Annotated in this window: 16 protein-coding genes; 3 read left to right on the forward strand and 13 right to left on the reverse strand. The window is 48.0% G+C overall.

Annotated elements, in window-relative coordinates; translation table 11 throughout:
* Nucleotides 1-23: 23 nt before the first annotated feature.
* From P6574_RS11540 to P6574_RS11570, 7 genes are all read right to left on the reverse strand, one after another.
* Nucleotides 24-881, reverse strand: a complete 858-nt coding sequence (locus tag P6574_RS11540) for a glycosyltransferase family 17 protein (protein WP_310620430.1) — start codon at nucleotides 879-881, stop codon at nucleotides 24-26.
* A 104-nt stretch (nucleotides 882-985) separates the two neighbouring features.
* On the reverse strand, nucleotides 986-2,302 hold the full coding sequence (locus P6574_RS11545; RefSeq protein WP_310620431.1) for a pyruvate dehydrogenase complex dihydrolipoamide acetyltransferase: 1,317 nt from the start codon (nucleotides 2,300-2,302) through the stop codon (nucleotides 986-988).
* Nucleotides 2,303-2,318: 16 nt separating this feature from the next.
* Nucleotides 2,319-3,701 (reverse strand): pyruvate dehydrogenase complex E1 component subunit beta, encoded by a 1,383-nt coding sequence (locus P6574_RS11550; RefSeq protein WP_310620432.1) that lies wholly within the window; start codon nucleotides 3,699-3,701, stop codon nucleotides 2,319-2,321.
* Nucleotides 3,702-3,719: 18 nt separating this feature from the next.
* Nucleotides 3,720-4,703 carry a pyruvate dehydrogenase (acetyl-transferring) E1 component subunit alpha gene (gene pdhA / locus P6574_RS11555; RefSeq protein WP_310622151.1) on the reverse strand — a complete coding sequence of 328 codons (984 nt, stop codon included), beginning with the start codon at nucleotides 4,701-4,703 and terminating at the stop codon, nucleotides 3,720-3,722.
* 256 nt (nucleotides 4,704-4,959) lie between these two features.
* The gene (locus P6574_RS11560; RefSeq protein ID WP_310620433.1) at nucleotides 4,960-5,232 is read right to left on the reverse strand and encodes an FtsB family cell division protein; all 273 of its coding nucleotides are present in this window, start codon (nucleotides 5,230-5,232) and stop codon (nucleotides 4,960-4,962) included.
* 184 nt (nucleotides 5,233-5,416) lie between these two features.
* The gene (gene mfd, locus P6574_RS11565) at nucleotides 5,417-8,917 is read right to left on the reverse strand and encodes a transcription-repair coupling factor (protein ID WP_405048095.1); all 3,501 of its coding nucleotides are present in this window, start codon (nucleotides 8,915-8,917) and stop codon (nucleotides 5,417-5,419) included.
* A gap of 25 nt (nucleotides 8,918-8,942) precedes the next feature.
* On the reverse strand, nucleotides 8,943-9,248 hold the full coding sequence (locus P6574_RS11570; protein WP_310620434.1) for an FAD assembly factor SdhE: 306 nt from the start codon (nucleotides 9,246-9,248) through the stop codon (nucleotides 8,943-8,945).
* Between the two features lie 163 nt (nucleotides 9,249-9,411).
* Here P6574_RS11570 and recG point away from each other — a divergent pair, with 163 nt between their 5' ends.
* Nucleotides 9,412-11,514 carry an ATP-dependent DNA helicase RecG gene (gene recG / locus P6574_RS11575; RefSeq protein WP_310620435.1) on the forward strand — a complete coding sequence of 701 codons (2,103 nt, stop codon included), beginning with the start codon at nucleotides 9,412-9,414 and terminating at the stop codon, nucleotides 11,512-11,514.
* Between the two features lie 24 nt (nucleotides 11,515-11,538).
* Here the strand turns inward: recG and P6574_RS11580 are convergent, their stop codons facing one another.
* Complete coding sequence (locus tag P6574_RS11580; RefSeq protein WP_310622153.1) at nucleotides 11,539-12,282, reverse strand: DUF502 domain-containing protein; 744 nt, start codon at nucleotides 12,280-12,282, stop codon at nucleotides 11,539-11,541.
* A gap of 218 nt (nucleotides 12,283-12,500) precedes the next feature.
* Here P6574_RS11580 and P6574_RS11585 point away from each other — a divergent pair, with 218 nt between their 5' ends.
* The gene (locus P6574_RS11585) at nucleotides 12,501-12,872 is read left to right on the forward strand and encodes a YbaN family protein (protein ID WP_310620436.1); all 372 of its coding nucleotides are present in this window, start codon (nucleotides 12,501-12,503) and stop codon (nucleotides 12,870-12,872) included.
* 343 nt (nucleotides 12,873-13,215) lie between these two features.
* Nucleotides 13,216-16,068: a M10 family metallopeptidase gene (locus P6574_RS11590; RefSeq protein WP_310620437.1), complete on the forward strand. Its 2,853-nt coding sequence runs from the start codon at nucleotides 13,216-13,218 to the stop codon at nucleotides 16,066-16,068.
* 172 nt (nucleotides 16,069-16,240) lie between these two features.
* Here the strand turns inward: P6574_RS11590 and glmS are convergent, their stop codons facing one another.
* The 5 genes from glmS to P6574_RS11615 all read right to left on the reverse strand — a co-directional run bounded on the left by glmS (nucleotide 16,241) and on the right by P6574_RS11615 (nucleotide 23,709).
* Nucleotides 16,241-18,067 carry a glutamine--fructose-6-phosphate transaminase (isomerizing) gene (gene glmS / locus P6574_RS11595; protein WP_310620438.1) on the reverse strand — a complete coding sequence of 609 codons (1,827 nt, stop codon included), beginning with the start codon at nucleotides 18,065-18,067 and terminating at the stop codon, nucleotides 16,241-16,243.
* 142 nt (nucleotides 18,068-18,209) lie between these two features.
* Complete coding sequence (glmU, locus tag P6574_RS11600) at nucleotides 18,210-19,568, reverse strand: bifunctional UDP-N-acetylglucosamine diphosphorylase/glucosamine-1-phosphate N-acetyltransferase GlmU (protein ID WP_310620439.1); 1,359 nt, start codon at nucleotides 19,566-19,568, stop codon at nucleotides 18,210-18,212.
* A 188-nt stretch (nucleotides 19,569-19,756) separates the two neighbouring features.
* Nucleotides 19,757-20,494: a cytochrome c biogenesis CcdA family protein gene (locus P6574_RS11605; RefSeq protein WP_310620440.1), complete on the reverse strand. Its 738-nt coding sequence runs from the start codon at nucleotides 20,492-20,494 to the stop codon at nucleotides 19,757-19,759.
* Nucleotides 20,495-20,635: 141 nt separating this feature from the next.
* Nucleotides 20,636-21,076 carry a universal stress protein gene (locus P6574_RS11610; RefSeq protein WP_310620441.1) on the reverse strand — a complete coding sequence of 147 codons (441 nt, stop codon included), beginning with the start codon at nucleotides 21,074-21,076 and terminating at the stop codon, nucleotides 20,636-20,638.
* Nucleotides 21,077-21,096: 20 nt separating this feature from the next.
* On the reverse strand, nucleotides 21,097-23,709 hold the full coding sequence (locus tag P6574_RS11615; protein ID WP_310620442.1) for a TRAP transporter permease: 2,613 nt from the start codon (nucleotides 23,707-23,709) through the stop codon (nucleotides 21,097-21,099).
* Nucleotides 23,710-23,788 lie beyond the last annotated feature (79 nt).

Raw genomic sequence — 23,788 nt, forward strand, 5'->3', positions numbered from 1 at the left:
AATCCTCGTGTTCATGCCCCGTTTCACGAACGGGGTTCCACATATAGGTGCGAAAACCTGCTAAGGTTTGTTCTAAAATAAACAGGTAGTTCGTTGCTGTCCGTTGGAACCAACTTGCCCCTACCAATTCCCGCATCCAGCCTGTCCAGAGTCCGTCTGGCCCGGCCCAGATACGTTTCATTCATATGCTCGGTGTGGGAATAGGCGGCTATTTTCGTCAAAACCTTTTCCATGTCACCGATATAACTAAAATGCCAACTGCCAGAATTGACAATTTGGCGACCCAAGAAGTTTCGGTAGTTTGCGATAGCATTCATATGCCACATAAACCACTCAATCCCCTTGGGGGCTGACCGGCTTTTCAATGCCCTCACCTCTCGCAGGTCTTGAGCATCTTGAAAATACCGCGCAGAAATCATTCGAGGGCAAGAGGTTAGGTCATTGATGTCATCTTTGAAATTCAGCCGGTAGCGCATGATATCTGCACCAAAAAACGTGATACAGTATCTCGTTTTTGCACTCTCAATAGCCTTCTTCAAAGCTTGCGGCTTAGGAATCTCGTCCACATCACCTACAATAATGAGATCACTTCCCTGCAATTGCGGAAGGCCGTGCTTAATAGCGCGTCTTTGATGATATTCCCGAGACCATGGATTATTTTTGCCCTCTGGAAAATCATCGACAATCACATGGGTGATTTTATCCTCGAACTGAGCAAACCTTTTTCTATTTCCCTCAAAGTAAAGGGGCTTATCTTTTCCTGTGAACGTTTTAGTGGCCTCCACCAAAACAAACTGATCAACATAGTCGTACAGTTCACCCAACCGAAGTTCCAGAACGTCCAGTTCATTGAAAAATGTAAACCCGTCAATAACTTTCATTATCCAATTCCTCAAAATAAAATCCTGAGGATCTTGAAGGGAAATGGCGGCCTAATAAATCCGCCATTTCCTTGAGGCTATGAAAGCTACGGGAGCCGTTAGCGTTAAACCAACATGCTCATTGGATGTTCAATAAACCGCTTGAAGGCCTGTAGAAGCTGCGCACCCAAAACGCCATCCACAGCTCTGTGGTCAGTAGACAATGTCACTGACATAACAGTACCAACAGAGATCTCATCTTTTTTGACAATAGGCTGCTTAATACCCGCACCAACGGCAAGAATGGTGGCATGCGGCGGGTTAATAACTGCCGAGAACTCTTTGATGCCAAACATTCCCAAGTTGGAAACAGCACTGGTGCCGCCCTGATATTCCAGCGGTTTCAACTTCCGTTCACGCGCACGCTTTGCAAGATCTTTCATTTCAAGAGAAATTGTAGAAAGTGTCTTTTCTTCAGCGCGGCGGATAATTGGCGTAATCAACCCACCATCAACAGAAACTGCGACACCGACATCAGAATGCTTGTGCATTAACATGCCGTTATCACTCCATGATGCATTGGCAGCTGGCACGGCCTTGAGGGCCAGCGCATGTGCCTTAATGATCATATCGTTAACGGAGAGCTTATACTTCGCGTTGCCTTCTTTATCGACAGGAGCCGATTTGTTAAGCTGAGAGCGCAGAGCCAGCAATTCGTCCAGCTGACATTCTACAGTTAGATAGAAGTGCGGGACTGTTTGCTTGGATTCTGTGAGACGCTTTGCAATCGTCTTACGCATCCCATCATGCGGGATCAGCTCATAGGAGCCTTCATCAAACAGCTTGAATATTTGCTCATCTGACTGGCCTTGCGGAGCTGCAGGAGCAACCGCAACAACCGGTGTCGGTGCAGGAGCTGTAGCCAGTTTAGTAGCGCCGGCAGCAAGAACTGCTTCAACATCTCTTTTCACCACGCGCCCTCGGGGGCCACTACCACTGACTTGAGCGATGTCCAACTCGTTTTGCTTTGCAATGCGCCGAGCCAGCGGTGAAGAAAATATTCGATCTTTTTGCTGAGGCTCTTGAGTGTTGCTAGATACTTGTACGGAGGCAGGAGTGTCCTCACCTTTAGCTTCAATCTGCGGCTGGGCAGGCTGAGCATCACTACTCATCATAGCATCTACGGCAGAAGCATCTTCTCCATCCTCTAGTAGGACAGCAATCAGCTCGTTCACCTTAACGGCTTCCGTTCCCTCAGCCACTAAAATCTTACCAACAACGCCATCATCAATAGATTCAACTTCCATGGTGGCCTTATCAGTTTCAATTTCCGCGATCACATCACCGGCAGAAACGTTATCACCTTCTTTAACCAACCACTTGGCCAGATTACCTTCTTCCATGGTCGGAGAAAGCGCTGGCATCAATATCTTAATCGCCATGATCGAGCCCTTCGCCTTATGCGGTGTATGTTACGGCTTTAACCGCATCAATGACTTCCTGAACATTTGGAAGTGCCAGCTTTTCAAGGTTTGCTGCGTATGGCATTGGAACATCCTTGCCAGTAATGCGAAGCACCGGAGCATCCAGCCAATCGAATGCCTGCTCCTGAACCTGATAGGCAATTTCGGAGGACACTGAACAGATCGGGAAAGCTTCCTCAACGGTCACAAGGCGCCCTGTTTTTCTAACAGAGGTCAGGATAGTTTCCATATCCAGTGGGCGAATTGTACGAAGATCAATCAATTCAGCAGAGATGCCCATCTGCGCCAGTTCTTCAACAGCTTTGAGCGCATATGTCATTCCGATGCTCCATGATACAATGGTCACATCCGTTCCTTCGCGAACGACCTTCGCCTTACCAATAGGCAGTACGTAGTCATCCAGCTTAGGCACATCAAAGCTGTGGCCGTAAAGCAACTCGTTTTCAAGGAAGATAACAGGATTGGGATCCCGGATTGCCGCCTTGAGAAGGCCTTTAGCATCTGCCGCAGAATAAGGCTGAACAACTTTCAAGCCCGGAATGCTTGCATACCATGCGGCATAATCTTGAGAGTGCTGCGCACCGACACGAGCAGCTGCACCATTGGCACCACGAAACACCATTGGTGCGCCCATTTGACCGCCGGACATGTAGAGAGTTTTGGCTGCGGAGTTAATGATATGGTCAATTGCCTGCATGGCAAAATTGAAAGTCATATATTCCACAATAGGGCGGAGACCTGACATGGCTGCGCCAACAGCAAGGCCAGTAAACCCATGCTCTGTGATTGGCGTATCAATGACCCGCTTTTCACCGAACTCATCCAAAAGGCCCTGAGAAATTTTATATGCACCTTGGTACTGAGCGACTTCTTCACCCATAAGGAACACATTTTCATCACGGCGCATTTCTTCAGCCATGGCATCGCGAAGTGCTTCACGAACAGTCGTGGACACCATCTCTGTCCCCGCAGGGACCTCCGGATCACTCGGAACGATCACCTCCACAGGGGCTGCAACTGCAGGAACTGGCTGCGCTGGTTCAGAAACCTGCTCCGGCTGAGCTGCAGGAGTGTTAGGTTCCTCACGTTTACCATCCAGCGCGGAGGCGTCTTCACCTTCTTCCAACAAAACAGCAATTGGACTGTTGACCTTTACGCCTTCAGTTCCTTCGGCAACTAGAACTTTTCCGATAACACCCTCATCAACAGCTTCAACTTCCATTGTGGCCTTATCGGTTTCAATTTCTGCAATAACATCTCCAGCAGAGACACTATCACCTTCTTTTTTAACCCACTTAGAGAGGTTTCCCTCTTCCATTGTTGGTGAAAGAGCGGGCATCAAAATTTCTATCGGCATTGTTTTTGTACTCCGCCCTCAAAGTAGAATGTCAGTGTAAAGTTCGGATGGCTGAGGCTCAGGTGAGGCTTGGGCAAATTCGGCAGCAGCAGCAACAACAGCGCGCACTTCCTTATCAATTGCCTTCAACTCCTCCTCATCAGCCCACTTTTTCTCAAGAAGGCGAGCTCGAACTTGCTCTAGCGGATCATGCTCAGACCGCATTTTCTGCACTTCATCTTTTGAGCGGTATTTCGCGGGGTCGGACATGGAATGCCCGCGATAACGATAGGTTACCATTTCGAGAATGTAAGGACCATTTCCTTCTCGGCACCAATCCATTGCGTAGTCAGTTGCGGCTTTAACAGCACGAACATCCATGCCGTCAACTTGAACACCGGGAATACCAAACGATACACCGCGCTGAGACAGATCAGTTGTTGAAGAGGCCCGTTCTACACTGGTTCCCATGCCATACTTGTTATTTTCAATGATATAAATAACGGGCAGGTTCCAGAGTTTTGCCATATTGAAGCTTTCATAGACCTGCCCCTGGTTGGCAGCGCCATCACCAAAGAAAGTCAGAGATACCTGGCCGTTTTCTTTATATTTATTAGTGAATGCCAGACCTGTACCAATAGCTACCTGAGCGCCAACGATCCCATGACCTCCGTAGAACTCCTGCTCTTTGGAGAACATATGCATGGAACCGCCCTTACCTTTAGAAAGGCCGCCCTCACGTCCAGTCAATTCAGCCATAACGCCATCGGGGCACATACCACAAGCAAGCATGTGACCGTGATCACGGTAACTTGTTACCATTTGATCACCCTGCTTCTTGGCCATTTCAATGCCAACAACAACGGCTTCCTGCCCGATATAGAGGTGGCAAAAACCGCCAATCAACCCCATTCCGTAAAGCTGCCCAGCCTTTTCTTCAAAACGGCGGATGCGAAGCATTTCTCGATAGGCTTGCAGTTCTTCCTCTTTATTGAATTCGGAAATTGCAGGCGAATTTTTCATTGCACCGCGGGCTTTAGATGCGCTCTTTCGCGCTCCCGTAGACTTGGTTTGAGTTCCAGCCATGACCCTCGTCTCTCGTGACGTATAATTGAATTTTCAAAGCTAACACTAACGTCTAAACAGCACTTTTCCAAGCTCTCAAATTAGGGAGACAAAAAGAATAAACTATTGTATTTAAAAGATATTTTGTCATTAACTAATATTAAGTTAACTACTGATAGTAAACTAAAAACTGGTTAACTCACTTATCTGGAGCTTATCGACGAAAAATTGCGACCTCGTCACTGTGCACCAAATTCAGTGCAGCACGGGCACGCTCATCCACCATATCAGGATGAAGGTTGTGGGGCATGAGAAGCATAACCCTTCGTTCGAGAACGATCCTATCCTCGCTAAGCTCTGACAGCTGCGTCTCCAGTTCCCGAACCTGTCGCTCAATAAGAGCTTTGCCAACTATTCCCAATTCACCATTCAGCGCATGGTACCCAAAGTACCCTAAAAGGCCAATCGCGAGGACCGGAACAAACAATCCCTTAATCTGTGATTGTTTTTTTTGACGCGTTGTAGCAACCACTGGACGAACCTACTCAAACTTACATGCCCATCAAACATTGGGAGTATGAAGATACAGCGTTAATGAATCATTTCTTTCACACGCTTCCTACCAAATTATATACTCATAATCTGCAGTGCGCCGCAGGCAGCCCACCAAATTATGACCCCGCATCAACCAGTGCGACAAGTTTTAGAAGAATTGCAGCGCAACCTTTAAGCCTGTCATTGGCTTCAGGCCAGTCCCTTGTTAGAGATATCTTCTGATCTGGACGAATTTTCGCAAGAAATCCCTGTTCTGCAATATAAGCTACAAGTCCAGCTGGGTTTGGAAATTCATTATCTTTAAATCCAATGACAACCCCTTTGGAACCCGCATCTATTTTTTCAACATTGGCACGGCGGCACAGCCCTTTAATGTAGACGATCTTCAGCAAGTGATTGACCTCAGAAGGAAGCTTCCCGAAGCGGTCAATCAACTCTGCCGCAAACCGGTCAATGTCGTTTGGTTCCGTTAAATCTGAAAGGCGACGGTAAAGGTCCAGCCGAAGTTGAAGATCCGGTATGTAGGCCTCAGGTATAAGAACAGCAGTACCTACCGAAATTTGAGGTGACCACTTTTCTTTTTCAAAAACTTCTCCTCCAGATTTCAGTTGAGCAACGGCCTCCTCCAGCATTTGCTGATAAAGTTCAAACCCAACCTCTTTCACATGCCCGGACTGCTCTTCCCCAAGCAAATTCCCTGCGCCGCGAATATCCAGATCGTGACTGGCGAGCTGAAATCCCGCTCCCAAATTCTCCAAGGACTGAAGCACCTTCAACCTTCGCTCTGCCGCTGATGTCAAAACCTTATTTGCAGGAACAGTAAACAGCGCATATGCCCGTGTCTTTGAGCGCCCAACCCTTCCTCTAATTTGATAGAGCTGAGCAAGGCCAAACATATCAGCGCGATGTACAATCAGCGTATTTGCATTTGGTATATCAAGCCCTGATTCAACAATCGTGGTTGACAAAAGCACATCATATTGCCCCTCATAAAAGGCATTCATAATGTCTTCAAGCTCGCCTGCCCCCATTTGCCCATGGGCCGTGGCAACCTTCACCTCAGGAACAGAGGTCTCAAGAAATTCCCGCATCCCGGCAAGGTCTGAAAGGCGCGGACAAACATAAAAACTCTGCCCACCACGGTAATGCTCCCTAAGAAGAGACTCACGAATCACCATTGCATCAAAAGGAGACACAAACGTCCGGACAGCCAATCGATCAACCGGAGGCGTTGCAATTAAGGAAAGCTCGCGAACACCTGTTAGGGCCAACTGGAGTGTTCGGGGTATGGGCGTTGCAGAGAGTGTTAGCACATGAACATCACTTTTCAGCTCCTTAAGGCGCTCCTTATGCTTCACCCCAAAGTGCTGCTCTTCATCAATTATCAAAAGCCCAAGATCACGAAACTCAATAGACTTGCCCAAGAGTGCATGCGTTCCAATAACCACATCCACAGAGCCGTCCGTTAGTCCCTTCTTGGTTTGGTTTAACTCCTTCGAGGGAACCAAACGGGAAGCCTGCCTGACGTTTATCGGGAGCCCCTTGAAACGCTCTGAAAAAGTTTTAAAATGCTGGCGGGAGAGTAGCGTCGTTGGAACAACAACAGCTACCTGCCTGCCTGACATTGCAGCTAGAAATGCCGCCCGCAAGGCCACTTCTGTTTTGCCAAACCCCACATCCCCACAAACGAGGCGATCCATAGGGCGACCAGAACTCAAGTCCTCGAATATGGCCTCTATAGCATTCAATTGGTCATCCGTTTCATCATAGACAAAACGGGCTGCAAACTCATCGTATGTTCCAGCTGGCACATCAATTGAAGGCGCGGAGCGCAGCTCCCTTTCTGCAGCTGTTTTGATGAGACCATCCGCAATTTCAAGAATGCGTTTTTTCATTCTCGCTTTGCGGGCCTGCCAGGCGCCACCACCCAGCTTGTCAAGTTGCGCTTCTTGGTCCTCCGACCCGTAACGGGTTAGGAGATCAATATTCTCAACTGGAAGGTAGAGTTTATCGCCCTTTGCATATTGTAATTCCAAGCAATCATGGGGTGCACCCATGGCTTCGATGGTTTTCAAACCAAGAAACCGGCCAATACCATGGTCTGCATGAACAACAAGATCACCTTCATGAAGGCTGGAGGCCTCTGTGAGTACGTTCGCACTTTTCGACTTGCGCCGTTTTTGGCGAACCATTCGATCGCCAAGAATGTCCTGCTCTCCAACAAAGGCGTAATCCCCGACTTCAAACCCTTGTTCAAGCCCAAGAATGACCAGTGCGCTCATTCCCTTTGGAAGCTGAACCAGTTCAGAGACATTCCCGGCATACCCAGTTCGATCCAGACCATGGTCAGATAGAATTTGGGCCAAACGCTCTCTGGTCCCCTCACTCCAGCAAGCAATGACCACAGTCTTACCTTCTGAGCGCAACTGCGCGGCATGATTGGTAAACGCCTCGAAAATATTTACATCCCCAGCTGATCGTTCAGCGGCAAAGTTGCGCCCCTGTTTTCCTCCGAAATCCTCTACAATTTGTCCAGTTCCTGGGGGAATGGAAAAAGGATTTAGGCGCGCTGTTGCCCTTTCGGCCAGCGTAACAGTCCACTCTTCCTGCGTTAAATATAAGCTTGCCGGTTTTATCGGCAGATAGGGAACACCGGATGCAAGTGCTTTGTTATTTAAGCCCTCTTCACGGGCTTCATAATGTTCATTTACTTGTTCCAACCGCTGTTTGGTCACATCATCGTCTGCCGAATCCAGCAAGACGGGGGTATCTCCAATATAATCAAAAAATGTTTCCACCTTCTCATGGAAAAGAGGTAGCCAGTGTTCCATTCCAGCGTAGCGCCGTCCCTCAGATATTGACTGGTAAAGTACGTCCTCCCTAGACGCTGCCCCGAATTGTGAAACATAGCGGCTGCGGAAGCGAGATATACTCTCCTTATCGAGTACGACTTCACTCATTGGTACCAAAGCCAAGCGCTTTTTTTGAGCAACTGTCATCTGGGTCGCAGTGTCGAATGTGCGGATAGATTCCAGCGTATCACCAAAGAAATCCAACCGGACCGGCTCTTCGCGCCCTGGCGCAAACAGATCCACTATCCCCCCTCGCACCGCATATTCGCCGGTTTCCCGCACTGTAGGCGTGCGTAAAAATCCATTTAGCTCCAGCCAACCAATAACACTTTTAAGTGGTACTCTGTTACCGGGAGCCAGAACACGAATATGCTCCGAAATCCACTTACGAACAGGCAGTTTTTGAAGGGCAGCGTTGACCGTTGTAAGAAGCACAACCGGCTTTTTAGATTTCATGCCTCTGGCGAGACGACCCAAAGTCATCAACCGCCTTGCGACCACACCTGCATGGGGCGACACCCGATCATATGGCAGACAGTCCCACGAAGGAAGCTGAACAACTTCAACATGAGGAGCAAAGAAGCTCACCCCCTCCGCAATGGCAGCCATCCGCGTTGCATCACGTGCAATAAATGTTAAAGCCAATCCCGTCTCTTTATGGCCTTCTATTGCTTTTGCAAGAGCATAAGCCTCAGCGCCATCTGGCACAGATGAGAAGACCATATTACCGCCATTATAGAGGGGGCTATTTTGCACTTGACGCATCCTTTACTCGGGATATTCTATCTACTTAAGCTGAAAACTTATTGTTCTGGTAATTCAGAATATCTTTGAAAAGCTGGGTATCACGTTCGGCTGGAACTGGCTTGGAGCCTACAAACCAAGCGAATAAATCCTGGTCATTGATTTGCAGCAATGTTTCGAGTTCACTCAGCCGTTCCTCGCTTAACCGTGAGATATGATCTTCAACATAACCGCCCAATAGAATATCCATTTCCTTCATACCGCGATGGGAACAACGGAAAATAATACGCTTGCGGCGATTATCCAGCTCATACAGCGCTGATGGTTCCTGTCTCTGTTCAATTGAGGCCATAACTTCAAATTCCTTTACTTTTGACAGTAATTTTGCTCAAAAAGGACTGGGGAGCACAGCCCGTATAAAGACACCTGTCAGTCATTTCCAATCTTTCGTTGCACAAAACAACAAGACATGCCACAGATCAAGTATCTGTTCACGTTATGGTCCGAAAAGATTTATGCGCCCAGCTCGGCTTGATCCGCTCTTTGCTCCTGTTACTCAACTCAACGGGATTGGTCCCAAGACTGCCAAAACCATTGGAAATCTGTTTGTTGCCAACTCTGAGCGAGAAGCTCGCATTGCTGATCTCCTGTTCCATATTCCAAACAATGTCATCGATCGCAGCTTGAGACCTAGCATCGCGGAAAGCCCAGAAGATACAATTGTGACCCTTCGCTTGCATATAGATGCACACCGCGCCCCGCCGCGTAATAGCCGGGCTCCCTATAAAGTTCTTGCCCATGACGACAGCAGTGAAATCGAAATTACCTTCTTTCATGCCCGACGGGATTATCTGGAGAAAATTCTTCCCGTTGGAGAGGTAAGACTGGTCTCTGGAAAGGTAGAGCGTTTCAATAATCGTACTCAAATGGTGCACCCTGACCACGTTGTTAGTGAAGCAGACAGCCATTCACTTCCCCTTATTGAACCTGTCTACCCAATGACCGCTGGTCTTTCTTCCAAGATGCTCCAAAAAGCAATGGTCACTGCTCTGGCTCTTATTCCTGACCTCGAAGAATGGCAGGACTCAGAGTTTGTGAAACGTCGCGGTTTTCCAAGCTTTAGAGAGGCGCTCCTGTCTTTGCATAAGCCGGAAACTCCTGAACAGCTTCTAGAAGACAGTCCAGAGCGGCAACGTCTGGCCTATGATGAGTTTCTCGCCAGCCAGCTTGCTCTGGCTCTGGTTCGTAACTCACTTCGGCACAAGGGTGGGGCTTCGAGAAAAGGGACGGGGCTGCTGCGTCAGAAAATTCTGACAGCCCTTCCCTTCTCTTTAACGAAAGGGCAAGAACAGGCTTTCTTGGAGATTTCAAAGGACTTGGGGGAGCCTGCGCGAATGCTACGCCTTCTTCAAGGAGATGTGGGGGCGGGGAAAACAATTGTTGGCTTGATGGCGATGGCGCAAGTCATCGAAGATGGTGCACAAGCTGCCTTAATGGCCCCAACAGACATTTTAGCAAGGCAGCATTTCGCCTCCATGGAACCGCTGTGCAAAGCTGCAGGAATACGCATCGCAGCTTTAAGCGGCAAAGATACAGCCAAGACGAAGCGGGAGATCAATCAAGCTCTTGAGCAAGGCGAGATTGACCTCATTGTGGGCACCCACGCCCTTTTCCAAAGTACAGTGAAATTTAAAAATATAGGTCTTGCGGTTGTCGATGAGCAGCATCGTTTCGGGGTTCATCAGCGTCTTGCATTATCTGCCAAGGGACCGGACGTTGATGTCCTTGTTATGACTGCAACCCCCATCCCCCGCACTTTGGTTCTATCATATTTTGGAGATATGGATGTCTCCCGCTTAACTGATAAACCAGTTGGCCGCCAACCCATTAAAACAGTCAGCGTCTCACTGGACAGACTTGGGGAAACCGTTGAAAGATTAAAATCGGCAATCGCAGCTGGACAGAAAGTCTATTGGGTATGCCCCTTGGTGGAAGATTCTGAGAAAGTAGATCTGGCGGCAGCGCAAGAAAGATTTACGGACCTTCAAAGTGCGTTTGGCGATGTGGTTGCCCTCGTTCATGGGCGACAAAGCGCCGAGGAAAAGCACGCTGCGATGGACGCCTTTAAAAAAGGCAGAGCCCGCTTGTTAGTCGCCACGACAGTCATTGAGGTGGGGGTTGATATTCCTGACGCAACCATAATTGTGATAGAACACGCTGAGCGCTTTGGCCTTGCACAACTACACCAGTTAAGGGGACGCGTAGGCAGAGGCAGCGCTGCCTCTACCTGCCTGCTTCTCTTTAAACCCCCTCTTAGTAAGACAGCCGCTGCAAGGCTCAATATTCTTCGTCAGACAAACGACGGGTTTCTTATTGCAGAAGAAGACCTGCGCCTACGTGGAGAGGGAGAGTTGCTCGGCACCCGACAATCCGGTTTGCCTGGTTTCAAAGTTGGAGATATTCAAATTCACGCGCAGTTAATGGAAACAGCGCGAGATGATGCAAAACTGATAGTAGCTAACGATCCCATGTTAAAATCACCGCGAGGAGAAGCCCTTCGCTCCCTCCTCTACCTATTTTCAAAAAATGAAGCTATGAAACTGCTGCAGGCTGGATAGAAACAGTTGCCCTCGAAAATCTGGTCAGTCTTTTTCAACAGCAGCAGCCGAACAGCAACCCTCAACTTCAGGATTTCTTGGCTCTTCTTGAGTATTGGCTGCTTTTCTTTTGCCAAACCCTTTGTATATGCCCGATTTTCTATCCGCTTCAATTAATTCTGGATAGTCAGGGCTGACCAGTCCCGCCGAAATAACCAGCTTTGCCGCATCCTCCACACTCATGGACAACTCCCTCACTTCATCTTTTGGAACAAAAAGTAAAAAGCCAGAGGTTGGATTTGGAGTTGTGGGCAAAAATACTGCCACGGTTTTCTCGCCACCTTCAAGTTTTGCGGCAACCTCTCCTTTGGTGTCCGCTGAAATGAAAACGATCGCCCACAATCCTTTTCTTGGATATTCAATCAAAGCCGCTTTTGTAAAACTCTCTCCACGCTCTTGTAGAACTGTCTCAAAGATTTGTTTCAATGCAGCGTATACATTTCTAACAAGAGGCATTCGTACGAGAATTCCCTCTCCCATACGGATAAAGCCGCGCCCTGCTATATTCGCAGTCAAAAAACCGATAATAGTGAGACCAATGAATGCAGCAATGAGTCCGACGCCTGGAACTTCAATTGGAACATAAGTGTCAGGGTTATACCGGTGCGGAATAAGCGGTTTCACCCATTTATCTACCCACTGAATCAAAGACCAACTCAAATAAATGGTTATGCCAATAGGCCCAGTTATGACCAAACCCGTTAAGAAGTAATTTCGCACCCGCATCATGAGGCTCGGCCTGATCGTTTTCTTCGCTTTTGCTTCAAACTGTTTTTGTTGATTTTCGTGGTTCATTGACAGATACTCTTAAAATGGTCTGTAGATAGTCTAACAACAGATAACACGCTCTTGAAAGAGCCCTTGTCTTGCCCTAAATTAATTCCTGAGTTTAATACTCTTGTTTAATTTCACCAGCCAGAGTACGCCCGCTTCGGAGAGAGCATTAGATGATTCGAGCCTTCTACTTTTCCTCAGGCTTCCTGTTCATTGGAATAGGACTGGTCGGCATCGTATTACCCCTCCTGCCCTCAACAATCTTTTTTATTCTGGCTGCAGGCTGCTTTGCTAAATCCAGCAAACGTTTTGAACTATGGCTTTTGGAGCACCCTGTTTTCGGCCCAAGTGTAATCCAGTGGCGGGCACATGGTGTCATTTCACTAAAAGCCAAAACAATGGCCTTTCTCGGAATGCTGCTAGGCTACTGCAGCTTTTATTACTTCGTTAGCCCTTCCCTTGTTTCTGCAGTGGTTGTAGCCCTTTTTATGCTGGCCAGTGCCTACTATGTTGGTACCCGCCCCTCAAAGCCACCTGCCTTTTAGGCCCATCAACCCGATGGCCAGGATTTCAAAGCACATTTTGCCACAGCAAGCACTTTCTGCATCTGATAGGGCTATAGCACCTCGATGCAGCTCTAGTCTCATTTGAGCCCGTTCCTTTAGGACAATATAGTCGCAGTTTTATAAAGCACCCCATCAATCTGGTGATTATAACCTGAGATTGTGGCACCCAACAGTTATTTAAGTATACATCGCCCTCCTGCAAACCCGCTTCTCCATACACTGTATTGACCTGAAAGTTCTCTTTTAAAAATCAGAATTCGAAAGGGCTACGCAGAATAATAATAATTTCGCTATCAAGTGAACCAACACATTCGAGTTTTTAATGCCAACGAATTTCGCTGACACCTTCCGTCTTGTATCTAAAACAGGTGACAGAAATATTGATGCACTCCTGATTGGTACTAAATGGGATAGTACTGAAATCAGCTATAAGTTTCCAACATCTCGCTACGATTTCCCTAATCAAGACGAAATGTCAGTCGCAACCGCTACTCCAATGAATAGCGCCTGGCAAGACGCCATGCGAAGCGTTTTTGACATGTACGAAGCTGTAAGTGAGCTTACTTTTACGAAGCAGGATCGTTGGGATGACGCTACTCTGGTTTTATCCAGAACGAATAACCCAGATCTGAACACTGCTTATGGGTATTTCCCCAGCGACGCCCCCTCCTATCAAATGTACAAAGCCAGTACCTACGACGCCGAGCCCAATAAAGGTACATATACTTGGGCAACAATTATGCATGAAACTGGACATACGTTAGGCTTGTCACATGCGCATTCACCCGACGACTGGAATCCGTATCAAGGATATTCTCCAACTGGAAGTACCCTAGAGTATGATCGCGATTCCATGGAATTTTCTGTCATGACTTATCGTGGGTATGTGGGTCAGGCGACAACAGGATATCAAAGTGGTTACAGAGTCGGGGAAAACGATTTTGCCCAAAGCCTGATGATGTACGATATTGCCGCCATCCAAGAGCTTTATGGCGCGAACTTCCAAACCAATAGTGGTAACACCACCTACCGATTTTCCGAAAAAACAGGTGAAATGTTCATTGATGGCATTGGACAAGGCACCGTTGATGACAACCGAATCTTTCTTACTATTTGGGATGGGGGCGGTAAGGATACCTACGACTTTACCAATTATACCACAAACCTAAACATAAATTTGGCACCTGGTAGCTGGTCTTTGCTATCAAAAGATCAGCTTTCCCACCTTGGAAAATACTCAACGAACGACAAAGATGAGTATGCTCGCGCAAACGTCTATAACGCGTTGCTCTTTGATGGGGATGAACGCTCCTTGATAGAGAATGCCAGAGGAGGAAGGGGCCACGATACAATACGAGGAAACCAAGCAGACAATTCCCTTTTTGGTTTCAAGGGAAATGATAAATTATATGGAGGGGCTGGCAACGATGTACTCAGTGGAGGCTCTGGCGCCGATCTATTACACGGTGGTAGCGGGTCTGACTGGGTGAGTTATGTTAAGTACATAAACCCCTCCATTTCCTCACGTATCTATCTGGAAGCTGGCAAAGGCACTCAGGGCGTTGCGGCAGGCGATACATATATTGATATAGAAAACGTCAAAGGAAGCCACGGGCAGGACACCATTTTTGGAAGTAGTGCTGCCAATATTCTAGATGGGCATAAAGGTGATGATACACTCGTCGGCCACTCTGGAAACGACCACCTAATAGGTGGGGATGGCAATGACTACCTAAAAGGTGGAGATGGAGCCGATATTCTCGACGGCGGCGATGGTGTAGATTGGATCAGTTACACCGATTACAAGGACCCCACCTCAACATCACGCATATTTATTAGTGATGAAAAGGGCAAAGGAACTCAGGGAGTTGCGGCGGGAGATACATATATTGATATTGAAAACGTCAAAGGAAGCTATGGGCAGGACACCATTTTTGGAAGTAGTGCTGCCAATACTCTCGATGGACATAGAGGTGATGATACACTCGTCGGCTACGCTGGAAATGATCACCTAATAGGTGGGGATGGCAATGACTACTTAAAAGGTGGAGATGGAGCCGACATTCTCGACGGCGGCGATGGCGTAGACTGGGTCAGCTACACCGACTACAAGGACCCGACCTCAACTTCACGCATATATATTGGCGACAGTAAGGGCAAAGGAACCCAAGGAGTTGCATCGGGCGATACATATATCGATATTGAAAACGTCAAGGGAAGTTACGGACAGGACACCATTTTTGGAAATAGTGCTGCCAATATTCTAGATGGGCATAAAGGTGATGATACACTCGTCGGCCGCGCAGGAGACGATCACCTAATAGGTGGGGATGGAAATGACTACCTAAAAGGTGGAGATGGAGCCGACATTCTCGACGGCGGCGATGGCATAGACTGGGTCAGTTACACCGACTACAAGGATCCAACCTCAACATCACGCATATTTATTGGTGATGAGAAGGGCAAGGGGACTCAAGGAGTTGCAGCAGGCGACACGTATATCAATATTGAAAACGTCAAAGGCAGCTACGGTCAGGACATTATTTATGGAAATGATGCAAATAACATAATTTTCGGGCACCACGGTAATGATAAATTAATCGGAGGAGGCGGTGATGACCACCTTAAAGGTGGGGATGGTGATGATTATCTACGAGGTGGATCGGGAGAAGATCTTCTTGATGGTGGGGATGGCGTAGACTGGGTCAGCTATAAGAAGTACAAGGATCCCAACTCAACATCACATATCGACCTTGAGACGGGTAAAGGAACTCAAGGAACTTCCATTGGTGATACCTATATCAGTATTGAGAACGTCGAAGGAAGCAGTGGTCAAGATACCATAATCGGCAATTCTTCCAATAACATCCTTCAGGGACGTCATGGCAACGACACACTCCTAGGCGGAGCAGGAGATGATGTTCTTTTAGGCGGAGAAGGTAATGATACATTTATCTTTACGCGAGAGAGCGGCGGCTCTGATGTCATCAGCGACTTTTCTACTGCTGATGTTCTACAGTTTGCATCGGATATTTTCTCGAGTTTCGAAGACGTCCTAACAGCCTCCTCAGAACTGGATGGCAATGTGATCATCAACTATAGTGACGATGGGCAGGTGACTTTGACAGATACTAGCCTTGCAGTGCTACAAAACGACGACTTCATGTTTGTGTAGAGATTGATCTGATCAAGCTTCGACTAGGTATATCCATCAACAGATCAAACTAACTTTATGGATAGAAGTTTGGTCGCAAAACTCAGCAAATAACTTGAAATTCGCGACCGCAAAACTGTGGGATGAAACTTTATTTTCATCCCACAAATCCCAATTTGAATAGAGGTTCTATTTATTCAACTGTAACTGACTTGGCCAGATTACGTGGCTGATCCACGTCTGTACCCATGAAAACTGCAGTATGATAGGAAATCATCTGAAGCGGGATGGCGTATATGATTGGTGCTACCAACTCTCCGACTTTTGGAAGAACCAGAACTTCTGATGCATCTACTCCTGCAGCGCGAGCGCCTTCCTCATCAGTAATCAGGACTATTTTACCCCCGCGGGCTGCAACCTCTTGCACGTTGGAGACTGTTTTCTCATAAATGTTGTCAAATGGTGCGACAACAAACACCGGCATATCCTCATCAATCAAAGCAATCGGACCATGCTTTAACTCACCAGCACCGTACCCTTCCGCATGGATATATGAAAGCTCTTTAAGCTTTAAAGCCCCTTCCATGGCAAGAGGGTAGCTCGTTCCGCGCCCCAAATATAGCGCATCCTTCATGCCCGAAGTCCAGTGAGCCATTTTCTCAATTTGAGTTTCCAGCTTCATTGCCTGAACGAGATAGCTGGGGAGCTCTGAAAGGCTATGTACCAGCCCAGCCTCTTGCTCATCTGTCAGGTGCCCACGCTGCTTAGCCGCATAAATTGCCAAACTGGCTAAGACGGTTAGTTGACATGTGAAGGCTTTGGTTGAAGCCACACCAATTTCAGGACCCGCAAGAATCGGAAATACAAAATTGGATTCTCTCGCAATGGTAGATTCACTAACATTTACCACTGCACCTATTTGCATTCCCTGCTCCTTACAGTAGCGCAAGGATGCCAAAGTATCCGCTGTTTCACCAGATTGGGAAATGAACAGTGCAAGATCTCCCGCCTTCACCGGCATTTCCCGATATCTGAATTCGGATGCGATATCGATATCAACGGGGAGTTTTGCAATTTTCTCGAACCAGTATTTCGCTACCAGTCCTGCATAATAAGCTGTTCCGCAGGCAGAAATAACCAGTCGATCGATTTTATCGAAGGCCAATGTCTGCTCGTCGGGCAGCGTTGCCTTACGGTTAGCCAAATCCAGATACTGAGAAAGAGCATGTCCGACGACGTGTGGCTGCTCATGAATCTCCTTGGCCATAAAGTGACGGTAGTTCCCTTTGTCCATCATTGCAGCGCTTACTGTTGAGCGCTGAATGGGTCGGGATACAGAGTTACCATTCTCATCAAATAGCTGAGCGCTTTCTCTGGATAAGACAACCCAGTCGCCTTCTTCCAAATAGCTGATCATATCTGTAAAAGGAGACAGGGCTATCGCATCTGACCCAAGGAACATCTCTCCCTCACCATAGCCAACTGCAAGTGGAGATCCTTTGCGCGCCCCGATCATAAGATCCTGCTCGCCCTCAAATAAAATGGCCAGTGCAAAAGCACCTTTCAATTTTCCAAGAACTTCATTAACCGCTTGCTGCGGTGTCTTTCCAGAGCGAAGTGCAATGGAAATCAGGTGGGCAACAACCTCAGTGTCTGTTTCCGTCTCAGGGGTTACGCCACTTTCCAGAATTTCTTCACGCAACTCCAAGAAGTTCTCGATAATGCCATTGTGAACAACGCAAACACCCTCAGACATATGCGGGTGGGCATTGCGAACTGTGGGGCTCCCGTGCGTTGCCCACCGAGTGTGGCCAATACCAGACGTTCCTTGCAAGGGTTCATTTTGCAAAAGCGCTTCCAGATTACGCAGCTTCCCTTTGGCGCGTTTACGAGCCAACTTTCCATTTTCTAGTGTGGCGACACCTGCGGAATCATAACCGCGATATTCCAGTCGTTTCAGTGCATCGACAAGAGCTGGTGCAACAGGCGTTTGCCCTAAAATACCTACGATACCACACATGTGATCTCTCCTTTTGCAGCCAGTGTGAAACACGGCCATATGATCTTAGAATTTCCTTAGCCCACTCGCCTCCCCGCTGTTAAATCAATTGATATTTCGCAAGGTTACAACTGAGGTCAGTTATCTCTAAAAGGCCATCATCTTAGCTGTTTTTTTGTTCTTTTTTCGCCTTAGAGAGACGTTCTCTTATTTCGCTTGCCCGTCCGGGTTTGACAGTCTGGCGAGACCTCGCCAACGCTAAATCATTTTCACTAATATTTTCAGTTATAACTGAACCTGCGGCAACATATGCGCCATCTGCTATTGAGACGGGGGCAACCAAAACGCTATCGGATCCGACAAATACACCCGAACCGATAGTTGTTTTATGTTTTAGAAAACCATCATAATTACAAGTGATGGCGCCAGCGCCAATATTGGACTTCTCGCCAATTGTCGCATCGCCTATGTACGATAGATGGTTGACCTTGGCGCCCGTTTCCACCCGAGTATTTTTAATTTCTACGAAATTCCCGATACGAGCGTTGGAGCCTATATCAGAATTGGGTCGCAGTCTCGCGTACGGTCCGACAATGGCATTCTTCCTGACAACGGCCTGTTCCAAATGTGAGAATGCACGAATTTGAGCACCGGTCTCTATTTGAACCCCGGGGCCAAACACAACGTTCGGCTCAATAACCACATCATTTGCAATTTCAGTATCATAGGAGAAGAAAACCGTTTCCGGCGCCTTGAGGGTAACCCCCTGCTCCATTGCCGAACTGCGCATAGCCTCCTGAAAAACTCGCTCACAATTTGCCAGCTGTTCACGGTTATTAATTCCCTGAACTTCAAGTTCTTCCGCTTCCTCAGCAACAACTTTCAACCCCAGATCTCGGCCAATTTCCACTGCATCCGTCAGGTAGTACTCACCCTTTGCATTAGAATTACCAATGGCAGCAACGATACTTTGAAGGTGTTTGCCCTTAAAGGCCATTATGCCAGCATTGCAGAACTGAACTTTCCGTTCCTGTTCGCTGGCATCCTTTTCTTCGCGAATGGCTTTCAGTTGCCCGTTTTCAACTAGAAGCCGGCCATAGCCAAAAGGATTCTTTGCAGAAAAACCCAGAACGGCAATATCGGCTCCTTGGTGAAGTTTATGACGTAGTTTGTTGAAAGTCTGCGCGGTTACCAGTGGCGTATCGCCAAAAAGGACCAGAACATGATCGTGCCCTTCCAGATAAGCACTCTCAGCAGCTTTGACAGCGTGAGCGGTACCAAGACGATCAACCTGCGTATAGTTACTTGCGTTTGGAGCAATGCGAACGACGGCTTCTTCTACCACAGGCATATTGGGGCCAACGACAACAGCTATCTTGTCGGCACCGGCCTCATTCACGGCGCGCAACACATGACCAACGAGGGGCAGATTACCAACTTCGTGCATTACTTTCGGCAGTGAAGAACGCATTCGCGTTCCAAGGCCTGCAGCCAAGACGATTGCGAGGCAGCTGCTGTCCATTTCTAGCTCTCTTTCATTTATGCGCTTACAAGTTTGAAATGCACACTGCCTCAACAGCTATAGAAAGAAAAGTATGGCTTTTCCCTATCACCAATATTCCCTGAGTTGTAGCCCTTCAATCAGTAGGGTTTCCTAAGAAAAACCACACCTCCTGAAATTGAGACTAAATCCCAGGGAACTATCTATAGCTAGCCAATTTGGCTAAATGCCGGGAACCACTCTAAAAGCTTGAAAGAGAACGCCTGCATGTAGCCTGTCAAAAATGCGAGGCCAGTCACGATCAAGAACGCGCCCATCACCTTTTCAACTTTTCCTAAATGACGGCGGAACCTAACCATAAAGTTCATGAAAGAGCCAGCAAATGCAGCCGCAAGTAAGAAAGGAACCCCAATACCAAGTGAATAGGCAGCCAACAACAAAGACCCCTGCCCGACCGACGATTCTGTGCCAGCAATTAGAAGAATAGAAGCAAGTACAGGCCCAATACATGGGGTCCAGCCAAACCCGAAGGCCAATCCCATTACATAGGCACCCGCAAAACCTGCAGGTTTACGCTCCATATTTACGCGCGCTTCCCTATAAAGAAGCGAAATACGGAACACACCTAAAAAATGGAGCCCCATGACAATGATCAGTGCTCCAGCAATATATCCAAGTATTTGAGAATATTGCAGAACCAACTGCCCAAGGAACGAGGCACTTGCCCCTAGCAAAACGAAAACGGTAGAAAATCCGGCTACAAAGAACAAAGCTGAGGAAAGAATTTTCTGCGCACCTCGTACCGTATTTTTATTGGCACTCAGCTCATCAAGAGACAGGCCAGCGATATAGCCAAGGTAAGGTGGGACAAGCGGCAAAACACAAGGGGAGACAAAGGATAGCAACCCCGCAAAAAAAGCACCCCAGATAGTAACAGTTTGAAGCATAATTATTCCCCGAGAGCAAATGTGCTCTGCCCAGTTATCTTCTACATCAAAGCTAAAAAGCCCCCGAGAAATAACAATAAATGGGTCGGAATGCTAAAAGAATGTGCGGGAAAGGTACCTTTCCCGCACACTTATATGTGATTATGTCTCGTCGCGGACAACCAGGACGGATTGTGAGGCATGACGAACCACGCGAGCGGCATTGGGCCCCAACAAATAATCTTTCAGCTCAGGGCGATGAGAAGAAATAATGATGAGATCACATTTTAACTTATCGGCAGCATTGTTAATTTCTTCATAGATGGTGCCGTGAGCAATATGACCCTTCGCATCCAGACCATCCACATCTGCCAGCTCTCTATCCAGAAGCTCTTCCAATGCTTGTTTGGCTTTTTCCAGCGCACGGGTCTCGAACTTCTTATCAAAGTAGCCACCCACAATCGATTTTCCGAAATCGGGCAGGACAGTCACAATATGGAGTTTGGCTCCATAGTGTTTTGCCATATCAACCGCAACAGGCAGGCACCGTTTCCACGAACTATCCTCGTTAAGATCAAGCGGAAGAAGGATATTTTTGTACATACTCTTTTCCAATCAACAATTTAGAACGCAGGTTGCGTCTGACGGCGACGCTGCGAAATCACCACAATAGCGAGCAGAAGAAGCGCTGGAATATAGAAGATCTCTTTCCACACGCGCTCCGCATCCACTTGGCTGCTGACGATTTCTACTGGTACATCACCATAGAAATCGAAGGTTTGAAGTTCACTGGAAAATGCAGTTCCCGGGAACGGTTCGTCCAGAAGAATTTTTCCATCTTCCGGCATAATCGTCAGACCATTTGCCGCAAGTCTTTCCTCACCTTGCTCACCGCCAACTTTAAACTGGATTGTACGTGATATAACTTTGTCAGGGTCATCAAAGTCAGAACCTCTCAGGTTCAGATAGACGATGCCCCCTTCTGGAGCATTTCCAACCATCTGGACAATTTGAGAGCCGGTCGCCGTTTCTTTTGGATCTTGAACTATGTCCAGCCAAAAGCCCGGACGGAACAACGTGAAGGCTACAACCAGAAGAACTACAGTTTCCCAAAGACGTGATTTGGCAAAGAAGTAGCCTTGCGTCGCCGCCGCAAATAGCATCATGGCTATGACAGCAACGATAAACACAATAACGGCGGGACCGGCATCCACATTGATAAGGAGAAGGTCCGTATTGAAGATAAACAGGAAGGGCAGAAGCACTGTTCTCATGGAATAGAGGAAGCCCTGAACCCCTGTTTTGATCGGATCTCCACGGCTAATGGCTGCTGCTGCGAAAGCCGCAAGCCCCACGGGCGGCGTCACATCCGCCAATATTCCGAAGTAGAACACGAAGAAGTGAACCGCGATCAGCGGCACAAGGAAACCAGTTTGCGCACCCAGCTCGACAATAACCGGAGCCATTAGGGACGAAACCACAAGGTAGTTGGCAGTGGTCGGAAGACCCATTCCAAGAATGAGGCTCATAATCGCAACCAGTACCAACATCAATAGCAGGCTTCCCCCTGAAAGGAACTCAACCAGCTCCCCAATCATCTGGTGCGCACCAGTGAGTGATACAGTGCCCACAATAATGCCGGCAGCAGCTGTTGCAACGGCAATACCAATCATATTGCGCGCGCCGCCAATCATCCCTTGAATAAAGTCGCTGATGCCTCGTTTGATATGCTCACCAAGCCCTTGTTTACGGAACAGAGCTTTCAGCGGGTGTTGTGTCAACACGATAAACAGCATCGCCATGATTGCGTAGAACGCGGAAAGGGATGGAGACAAGCGCTCCAGCAAGATGCACCAGATTAGAACCACGATTGGCAGAACAAAGTAGTAACCGGTCCGCCCGACATCACCTGCCTTTGGAAGCTCTTTAATCGGAGCGTTCGGATCATCCACTTCCAGATCTGGAGCTTGGGCCGCAATCCCAACCAGTACCACATAGGCAACCAAGAAGAGCAAAAGTACCACAGATAGCGTGTAATCCGGCACGACCATTTTGATCCAGCCCAGACCGTAATAGACGGCAAAGCCCAAAATAGTGATACCAAGGAAGCCGGAAAGAACACCCAGAAGGCGGCGCATCATTGTCAAATGAACAGGAGGCTTCGGCAAGCCCTTCAGGTTCATTTTCAGCGCTTCCAGATGCACAATGTAAACAAGAGCGATATATGAAATTACCGCTGGAATGAACGCATGAATAACCACTTCATGATAGCCGACGCCAGTAAACTCGGCAATCAGGAAGGCGGCCGCGCCCATCACCGGTGGCATCAACTGCCCGTTCACCGAAGAGGCAACTTCCACAGCGCCCGCCTTTTCAGCCGGGAAGCCTGTCCGTTTCATCAACGGGATGGTGAAAGTTCCGGTAGTTACAACATTCGCGATGGAAGACCCTGAGTAAAGACCACTCATGGCGGATGCCACCACAGCAGCTTTGGCTGGGCCGCCGCGCAAGTGACCTAGGACCGCAAAAGCGAGCTTGATAAAGTAGTTACCAGCTCCTGCCTGTTCTAGAAGTGAACCAAAGAGCACAAACAAGAAAATCATAGAAGCGGAAACGCCTATGGCGACCCCAAAGACGCCTTCCAACTGCATCCAGTAGTGCCACATGGCCTTGCCATAGGAGGCACCTTTCCACTGGATTGCTTCGGGCATGAAGTTTTCGTTGCCAAAGAACACGTAGAACATGAACGCGCCAGCAACAATAACCAAAGGAAGCCCAAGGGTTCTGTAGACTGATATTCCGAGTATAATCAGACCGACTGTAGAGACATAAAGGTCCATGTCTGTTGGCAACCCAGCACGGTCCGCGATGCCTGCGCGCATGACAACCAGATACAGACAAGCAAAAGCGCCAGCACCCGCAAGGAGCCAGTCATACCAGGGAATTATATCTCGTCTGCTATTTGAAAACAGCGGATAGGCGAAGGCGGCTAAAATCAATCCGAATGCGAGGTGGATGAACCGGATTTCCGAGTTGTTGAAAATAAGATTGATATTCGCATAATCAACAAGCCAAAAAGGTACATTGGACGCGACATAGAGCTGAAACGCTGACCATATAAAAGCTATGGTCGCGACCAATATGCCTAAACTACCTGTTAAATTACGCGCTCCGGTGTCGGCCTGCGCGACCAACTCCTGCGCCTCCACCTCTACTTTGTGTTGCTGCTCGCTCATTCAAGTATTCTCCCCGCCCCGGGCAAGCCCGTCCCTAGCAATTACTCATTTTTATGATTGTTTTTATTCTTAAAACGCT

This window comes from Pseudovibrio sp. M1P-2-3 (genome assembly GCF_031501865.1).
In the GTDB taxonomy this organism is placed as follows: domain Bacteria; phylum Pseudomonadota; class Alphaproteobacteria; order Rhizobiales; family Stappiaceae; genus Pseudovibrio; species Pseudovibrio corallicola.